This window comes from Chryseobacterium urinae, from assembly GCF_030518295.1.
Taxonomy (GTDB): Bacteria; Bacteroidota; Bacteroidia; order Flavobacteriales; family Weeksellaceae; genus Chryseobacterium; species Chryseobacterium mucoviscidosis.
This window is the reverse complement of the sequence record NZ_JAULSJ010000061.1, coordinates 1-8,030: the sequence shown is the minus strand read 5'-3', so window position 1 is coordinate 8,030 and position 8,030 is coordinate 1. Positions and strand designations below refer to the sequence as shown.

At 33.9% G+C, this 8,030-nt stretch carries 7 protein-coding genes; 2 read left to right on the top strand and 5 right to left on the bottom strand.

Annotated features, from left to right (window positions below):
* Window positions 1-1,505: 1,505 nt before the first annotated feature.
* The 3 genes from QWT87_RS20665 to QWT87_RS20655 form a co-directional block, all read right to left on the bottom strand.
* The gene (locus tag QWT87_RS20665) at window positions 1,506-2,381 is read right to left on the bottom strand and encodes a tyrosine-type recombinase/integrase (RefSeq protein WP_302718580.1); all 876 of its coding nucleotides are present in this window, start codon (window positions 2,379-2,381) and stop codon (window positions 1,506-1,508) included.
* On the bottom strand, window positions 2,378-3,160 hold the full coding sequence (locus tag QWT87_RS20660; protein ID WP_302718578.1) for a tyrosine-type recombinase/integrase: 783 nt from the start codon (window positions 3,158-3,160) through the stop codon (window positions 2,378-2,380). The genes QWT87_RS20665 and QWT87_RS20660 overlap by 4 nt, the downstream gene beginning before the upstream one ends.
* Before the next feature lie 204 nt (window positions 3,161-3,364).
* Window positions 3,365-5,713: a CHC2 zinc finger domain-containing protein gene (locus QWT87_RS20655; RefSeq protein WP_302718576.1), complete on the bottom strand. Its 2,349-nt coding sequence runs from the start codon at window positions 5,711-5,713 to the stop codon at window positions 3,365-3,367.
* Window positions 5,714-5,871: 158 nt separating this feature from the next.
* Between QWT87_RS20655 and QWT87_RS20650 the strand changes: the two genes are divergently transcribed.
* Together QWT87_RS20650 and QWT87_RS20645 are read left to right on the top strand one after the other, a co-directional pair.
* Entirely contained in the window at window positions 5,872-6,210 is a 339-nt protein-coding gene (locus tag QWT87_RS20650) for a helix-turn-helix domain-containing protein (protein ID WP_302718574.1), read from the top strand.
* 3 nt (window positions 6,211-6,213) lie between these two features.
* Window positions 6,214-6,657: a hypothetical protein gene (locus tag QWT87_RS20645; RefSeq protein WP_302718572.1), complete on the top strand. Its 444-nt coding sequence runs from the start codon at window positions 6,214-6,216 to the stop codon at window positions 6,655-6,657.
* Window positions 6,658-6,730: 73 nt separating this feature from the next.
* Here QWT87_RS20645 and QWT87_RS20640 read toward each other — a convergent pair whose 3' ends face one another.
* Complete coding sequence (locus tag QWT87_RS20640; RefSeq protein WP_302718570.1) at window positions 6,731-7,171, bottom strand: hypothetical protein; 441 nt, start codon at window positions 7,169-7,171, stop codon at window positions 6,731-6,733.
* Window positions 7,146-8,030, bottom strand: an 885-nt coding sequence (locus QWT87_RS20635) for an RHS repeat-associated core domain-containing protein (RefSeq protein ID WP_302718569.1), incomplete at its 5' end; no start/stop codon positions are given. The genes QWT87_RS20635 and QWT87_RS20640, both read right to left, overlap by 26 nt.

Here is an 8,030-nt window from a genome sequence, read left to right as displayed (position 1 = left end):
TGAGTCTACACCAGTTTTCAGGATTTGCCTACTTTAACTTTTCTTCGCGCGAGGCTTTACACTGTGATCGTCTGCTCTTGCTCGCTTTTTCAAAAGTATTAATTTCAACTGAAGAAAAAAACAGGGTTTTTACTATTTTTTATTTCAATTGAAAAAAAAGAACTGAGTTCCGAAGTTTTTTACCCTTTAAAAAAAGGTAGAAAAGTCTTTGAGCGAAAAATTTCGAAGAAATTTGTACGGACAAAGACACATCTTGCTAATTAAAAACGTAATTTTTGCCTGAGCTCTCAAAAAAAGCGGTGATTTTTCCAAGACCTCTGTAAAGAATTGATTTTCAATATCCATTTTTTGTAAATCATTTTTAGAGTTCTAAAAAAACAGTATAGTACATTATTTTGTGAACCTACTATTATTTTAAGGAGGTGTAACGCTCTAACCTACTACTATTTTAAGGAGGTGCAACACTCGAACCTACTATTATTTTAATGAGGTGTAACGCTCGAACCTACTACTATTTTAAGGAGGTTAACAACTTGAACCTACACCTATTTTGAGTAGGTGTAAAAATTTATTTTAATTTTTTTTTCCGCAGATTTTTACTTTTTCAATTGAAAAAGTAATTAATGTCAAAAATAGTAGTGTTGGTTAATAGATTTATTTTTTTATTTGCTGTATGGAAAATATAATTACCATTCTCGGAATGCTTTTCCTTGTAATTTTAGCGATGACAGCTTTTGTTATTGTTTCTAAGAATGCAGGAAAGTAAAAAAGTGATTGCAAACTCAGTTTGTAACCACTTTGATTAAAGTTAGTATTAGATAGTCCGCTCTGACCAGCGGACTATTATTTTACAAATATATATCTTTCTTTGATTTGTTTTGTGGTTCAGGTGGTTTTGTTATTCTTGTTGCCCAAAATGTGGACTTGTGGGAAAAATCGGCGCGGGATTCAGCTTTGGATTTTTTCCATAAATCCACATTCTTTTTATGACAAATATTTCTTGTTGTCGGTGTTGTAAAATGTTAAAATGTGGGTAAAATAGTTGATGGTTTCAGCTTCGGCTTTATCCACATTTTAATATTTTTATTGCTAATCCACCGTGTCATTTCAATCAAAGACGTAAAGAGCGTTGGCGCATTTTTCCTTATTCAGGGTGGGAAGTGTAGACAAAAAAGGTATTTTTCGGCTCGGGAAAGATTCGGAAAAGTGGTCGGCTAAAAGCGGTTGCTGTGGAGTTTTTTCCAAAAACGGAACAAAGGAAAGCATTTTGCATAATCTCAAATTATAGGCAATGAGGGATTTGCCTGTAACGAAGCTTGTCGGAGTGGAAGGCAACGTTTAGCGGCTGCTTTGCGTATAATTTTGATTATGTAATTTGCTGTGGCTTTAAAGCGGGAGGAAGGAAGCGGGAAGTTTGGAGGAAAATGTCTTTTTTATTCGGAGGGCGGGAAAACTATTAAAATGCAAGCGTCGGGACGAAGTTCGTCTTCCATTTTTTTAATTTTTCAAATGTATTTTTCTATTTCCTGTTTCAGGTTTTCCAGTTCGGTACGGTCAAAATATTCCAGACTTCGTAAATATCTAAATCCTGCTTTATACTGAACTTCTCTTACATTATATTGCTTTAGCCAGAGATTAATCCGGCTGTTTCTGATCAGTTGTAAACTTTCAATATTAATCTGTTTTCGGATCTGTTTTGTTATGCTGCTAAATTTTGTGTTTTCTCCGATAATAAAAAGCTTTTCAGTTTCTTTTATGGTTTTTGAGATTTCAAGGAGTTCCGCTCTTGTCTCATTAATGTATTTGTACAGCTCTAAAATCTGTGATGCTTCTAAAGATAATATCCTTTCTTTTAAACGGTTTTCTGTAGCTTCAGGAACGGTAATTTTTCCTTTCTCTAAATCGATATCTTTTACTTTAAGTTCCCGCAAACTTCCTGTATCTAAACCCTGATAAATAATAAGGCTTAAAATAATCTGATTGCGTTTTCCAAATAAACTGAACTGTCCTTTTTTGTATTTCTTCTCTCTAAAATCCTTCTCGATATCCTGTAATTCTTCTTCGGTTAAAAATCCTGTAATTAAAGGTCTTTTCGGTACTTTTATTCTAAAATTCTTTAAAGGATGGTCTTTTCTTTTTCCTGTGATCTGTAAATATTCAAAGTATTGTTCTACGGTTCTGATCTGATTATTAACCGTAACAAGGGTATATTTTTTCTGCTGTAAGGCTGCAATTTTTAAAAGTTCTGCGGTATTTATTTTATCAAAATCCTGTTTCCCTGAACATAATTTTTTCCATAACAAAACCTGCTTTTCTTTCTCTGTAAGGGTACGCTCTGCATAATGATAGTGATCTTTTAAGTACTGTAAAAATTCTTTCATAAGTGTGTGTATCTTTGTGTACTTTCTAAACTCCTGTGTCCTAAAAACCGGCTTACTTTTTTCAGTTCCATTCCGTTTTTCAGTAAATGTGTGGCGATACTGTGCCGTAATAAATGGGGATAGATTCTTTTTGTAATCCCGCTTTTCTCTGCTGTTTTTTCTATGATAAATTCTATTCCGGAAGGAGTTAGATTTCCTTTCTGTCCCTGTAAAAAACAATCGCCTTTATGGATTCTTTCCTGTAAATATTCCTCAAAAATTTCTAAGGCTTTGCTGTGGATGGGAACTTCTCTCTGATAGCCTGTTTTGGATTTTCTTATCAAAACTTTTGCATTGTCTAAATCTACATCCTCCAGTAACAGTTCTGCCGATTCTCCGGCTCTTAATCCTAAATAATACAGACTTGCGATAACGGCTTTATCTCTTTTATTTACAGTAGTTTCAAAGAGTTTCTGTATTTCTTCCGGGTTTAATATTTCTACTTCCGGAACAATGGTTTTAAGGCTTTTGCAGATCACAAGTCCGGTTTCTTTCTGCTCAATCTCTTTTCTGTAATTTTTGTATAATTTCAGGGCGGTTAAATGATTGTTTACCGTATTGTTGCTGAGTAATTTTGCAGGGTTGTTTTTATTTTTTCTCTGTTTCAGATAGCGGATGTAATCTTTCGGAAGGTTTCCTTTTGCTCTGTACTCTTCATATTCTCTTACAGCGGATAAGGTTCTCTGAATGTTTCTTTTCTGATAGTTCCGAAGCTCTAAATATCTTCTAAATTCTTCCATTCTAAAGGTTTAAAGTTTAAGATGTAAAGTTCAGGGTTCATATCTACGACGGTTTTGCTTACTCAATATTTTTTATTTTGGGTCGCCAGAGTAATTTTAAATTATAAATGATAGATTTTAAATAAGTTATGCTGTCGTAGTTTTATTTCTTGTGAACCAATGGCGAACCGTAGTGAACCAAACCTTGCAGGTTAGGCAATTTATTTATTGTTTTAATGCTTTCAGTTCTTTAATCTGTTTTAATAAATAGTCCTTTATTTCGGCTCGTAATTTTTGGTAATTATCCCAGTAACTTACTTTATAGCGGATTCCTGTATTGTTAAATCCTCCAACCTGCTTAATATATTCTAACTCTAAAAGTGTGTTGATATATCGCTGTAACTGGGTTTTCGATAAATTAAACTCCTGTCTTATTTCTCTTTGCATAAAGTCTTTTTCAGGACTTTTTATAAACTTCTTCAGCTTTTCAAAGAACTGCCGTAAACTTCCGTCTAATTCGTCTACTTTTAAAACAATACTTTCAAACAGTACTTCTGTAGCCTGTTCGATATCTTCAATTTCTGTTATCAGATAGCCGTTTTTAACTTCTCTCTGATATTGATTAATAAAAGTAACCTGCTTTATTACCGCCTGATACATTTCATTTAAACGTCTTATTTTATGGACTTTTTCAGGAAGATTCAGTTTTGTTGCAAAAGGATTAATGACCTCATAATGCTTTAAATTCCTTACGATTTTCTGGACGAAGTTCGTCGCCCAATTTTGTTCGTTCCGATCAATTTCTCCTGCGTTCCTTTGGTTTTGGTAATGGATAATTCTTTGTGTCTGTTCTTTGCTTTCATCGACTGCCAGTAAAAAACTCCGGCTCATATTATCCTCATACGTTTCGCCTTTGGTGGTGGCTGATAAACTGCTGAACTGTCCTTTTACAATCTTATGACTTGATTTATTATTTCCTTTTTTGTCTTTGATGGTAACTGAACTTCTCAGAACTTGGTTGCTGATAAATTCTCTCAGCGCATACAATGCATCTTCTTTTAATCCGTCCAGATCTTCAATGATGATGATCTTTTGGAATAAATCGAACTCGCCCCAATTGTATAAACTGCTTTCCGTAATTCTTGTAAATCTCAGAACGTCTTCCTGTGGCATTAAATCCGCAATCCTGCTTATGATATGGGTTTTTCCGCTTCCTGAGCTTCCCTGTACAATTCCGTGCAGAGGACTTTTGTTTAAATAACTGATCGTAATTAAAAATAAAAGCAGTCTGGACTGTTCTTCGCCAATGATCCCCGCTTTTTCGATTAACTGATTGAGATTCTTTAGCAGATCCTTTTGCTGTAAAAAGTCGGTTGCTGTTTTGGGTTGATCGTTGTTGGTTTTTAGAGATTCTTCCTTCGTCAGAATGACAGTGCGCGTGTCGTTCTGCGTAATTTGGGAGTCTCTTTTTTCAGATGAAAATAAAATTTTCCTCTCTTCTAAAAGCTGGGTGAAAATACTTTCATCGTGCAGTTGCAGTGTTTCGTTAACATCTTTGCAGGGTAATTCAACGGTAGAGATTTTAAATTTTGGATTATAGATTTTAAATTCTTTGGAGTACTTTTCCACTGCGGTTTTTCCTGCTTCATCGTTATCAAAACAAAAGATAATTTCTTTAGATTCTCCGCTTTGCTCAGAATGACACCATTCCTGTATTGCCTTTGAAATTTCCTCATTCAATCCATTGGTTCCAAAGCAAGCCATTAGCGAATAGCTATTGGCAATTGGCTGTATCTGAAGTAAACTTGCACAATCGATAATAGCCTCCGTAAGAATGAGTTTGTGAGTTTGAGGGTTTGGGTAATGGGGATAAATTCCGGAACGGTTCTTCAGGTAAAAATGTTTCGCTATTGAGCCGTCCAACGAAGGATCATCATATAATGCAGAGCGGAAGTATAATCCTGTGATCCGGTGTTCTTTGTTTCTCAGCGCAAAACAGATGCACCATTTCGCAAAAGGGCTGTAGCCTTTTTCTCCGGTTCTGCTGTTGATTAAGCCTTTATCCTGTAATAATCCTGCGTCCAGTGCTTTTCTTATCAGCTCTTCAGTTTTTCTTTCCCCGTGATGGAACTGTCCGGAGTTGTAGCCGATTTCCAGAATACTGTTGTCGAGATTTCTCTTGCCTAAATATTCTCTTGCAGGTTTGGAAGAATGAAGCGCATTTTTAAAATAGGAAAACATTCTTTCTAAAAATTCTGTGTCGGTTGTTGGCTGTTCGTTTTTGACTGTTTGTTTTTTTCCTTCAACGGACAACTGTAAACCACCAATTAAAGATTCTGCTTTCTTTATTGCTTCGTGTTTTGTCAGTTTCTCGTAATCTTCTATAAACTGGATGACGTCTCCGGTTTTTCCGCAACTGTGGCATTTGTAGAAGTTCTTTTCCAGATTGACCTGAAGACTTGCCGTTTTGTCTTCGTGATAAAAGCAATGAAGCATTTTGTTTTTGGGCTGAAGGTGGTAATGTTGAAGAACTGCGGATAAGGATAAGCGTTCTTTGATGGCGGTGATTTCCATTGTTTAAAAATTTTTGAAAAATTCTTTATGTTATTATCAGATACAAATGTATCTTTTTGTTTTCATTTGAACAAATCTTATCAGATTTTTTTATATCCTTTAATTTCATATTTTTGATATAACAATTAATTATCAAGAACTTTTATATCTTTTTAGGGATGAATATAGGAAGTATCATTACAACTTTAAGAGACAAAAACGGATTCTCTCAAAGTGATTTAGCCGATAAAAGCGGAGTTTCTCGCGTGATGATTGGGAAGTATGAGAGAGGTGAAGCGATACCTTCTATTGATGCTGCTAAAAAAATTGCAGATGCTTTAGGCGTTACTTTGGATTATCTCGTGGGAGAGACCAGTCAAGTATCTTTTGATAAAAGAACAGTGGACAGAATTAAGGATTTGGAAGAACTTGAAGAAAGTAAAAAACAAACACTGTACGACCTTATTGATACTTACATAAGGGATTTTAAAACTCGTAAAACTTTTTCTAATTTGTAGACTATGAAAAATATTTTATTATTATTGACTTTTTTTATCTCTTCTGTTGCTTTTGCTCAGGCTCCGCCGCCGCCATCAATGCCTACAGCAGATAAACAAATCCTTATTGATGAACTTATCAAGGTAACTGAGTTTGAAAATTATTTTAACAGTTATTGTAAAAATAAAGTTGAACAAACTGCTAAAGAAAATAACTGGGACGATAAGAAAAAGCAAGAAATTATCAAAAGTATACACTTTAGTCAATTTACAGATACTATTTATAATAATTTTGCACGTAATACTAAAGAGGACTTGGAAGAAACAATCAGTTTAATAAAAAAACTAAACCAAAAAAGGAATTTATCTTCCACGAAATTAATTGTCTCAAATTTTATGATACAAAATAATCTGGAAGGATATGTAAGATCTCTATTAAGGGGTGATTATATATTTCTTAATAAATAAATAAGTAAATAAATAATTATTTAGATAAAAAGAGACTGTTTCAAGCTTTTGAAACAGTCTCTTTTATAATATATTATGGAATATTTAATTCCTTAAAATAAACCTTTAATTCATTAGAGTCAATTTTAATAGGAAGATCTTTAAATTTCCATCCATTTGGGGGTGCTTTTATATTATTGGATAATTTATGATTATAAAGCATTATATAATTTTGAGGGTGTATAGAATCATATAACAGAATATACTTGCTTCCTTTTTTTAAACTATTAGCACAAGTTCTGTCAATTCTTTCTCCATTTATATAATACGAAAAATCTGTACCAACACCATTATTATTTTTTTGATGCCAGTCGCTTGTTATGTAAGCGACAGTATATTTTGAATTTTTCTTTGCATCCTTTAGATTAAAATGAGATAAAAAGAACGCCATAATAATAAATAATAATGTACCAAACGCAAGGATTATATGATAATTATTTTTTAATAGCCTAACGACTTTTATTATATTTGTCATTTGCATCATTTAATAATTTATCTGTACCATTCATATAAATGCTTGGTAGCAAAGTATTAGTGAAAGTATTTCCTCCTACTATTCCAGTAGCAGTACCCAATGCTCCAGTAAATATTTTTGCAGTATTTATCGTTGCATCTTGTTTGAATGTACCATTATACAAAGAAGTACCAAAATTATTAGTCATATTAAGGGAGAAATTTGCTAAAGCAGTTTTTCCCATTGACTGAAAACTATTGCCTCCTCCTACGAAAGTATTTATAAGTAGTTGTCTTCCGTCAACATTTTCTGCTCCTTTAAAAAAACTTTGTGTAGATAAATCTGTTAGTCCTCTTGTTGCTGCTCCTGTTAAGTAGTCCATTACTACCGAACCACTTCCTCCAGACATAATAAATGCAGGAACATATATTTGCATTGATATTGCTTTCCCCATCTTATCTACTTCTTTTGAACTTACATAAGGGGCCTGATCTTCTGCAATAAAAGCTTTTCCATCTACTGTATAATTTCCTCCTTCACCTAAAACAACTTCTCTATCTACACCAGTATCAACTCCATTACTTGACATTGGGGTAATGTAAGTACTATTTTTATCTCCCCGTCCATCAGCATAAGCTACATATCCGGCATCTTTAGCTTGTTGTGCAGACGTAATAGTGCTATTATATTCCCAACTACTTTGACCAGTTCTTTTTACCCAGTCTTCATTCTGTCTTCCGTCCGGATCAATAAAACGAATAGGATTATTAAATGCATAATTGTAAGGACTATGACGGGTCATTTTTTCCGCGAGCGGATCAACGACTCCCCATCTACCGATGTCAGCCATATAAAACCTTGCACCGTAATCATACATGCC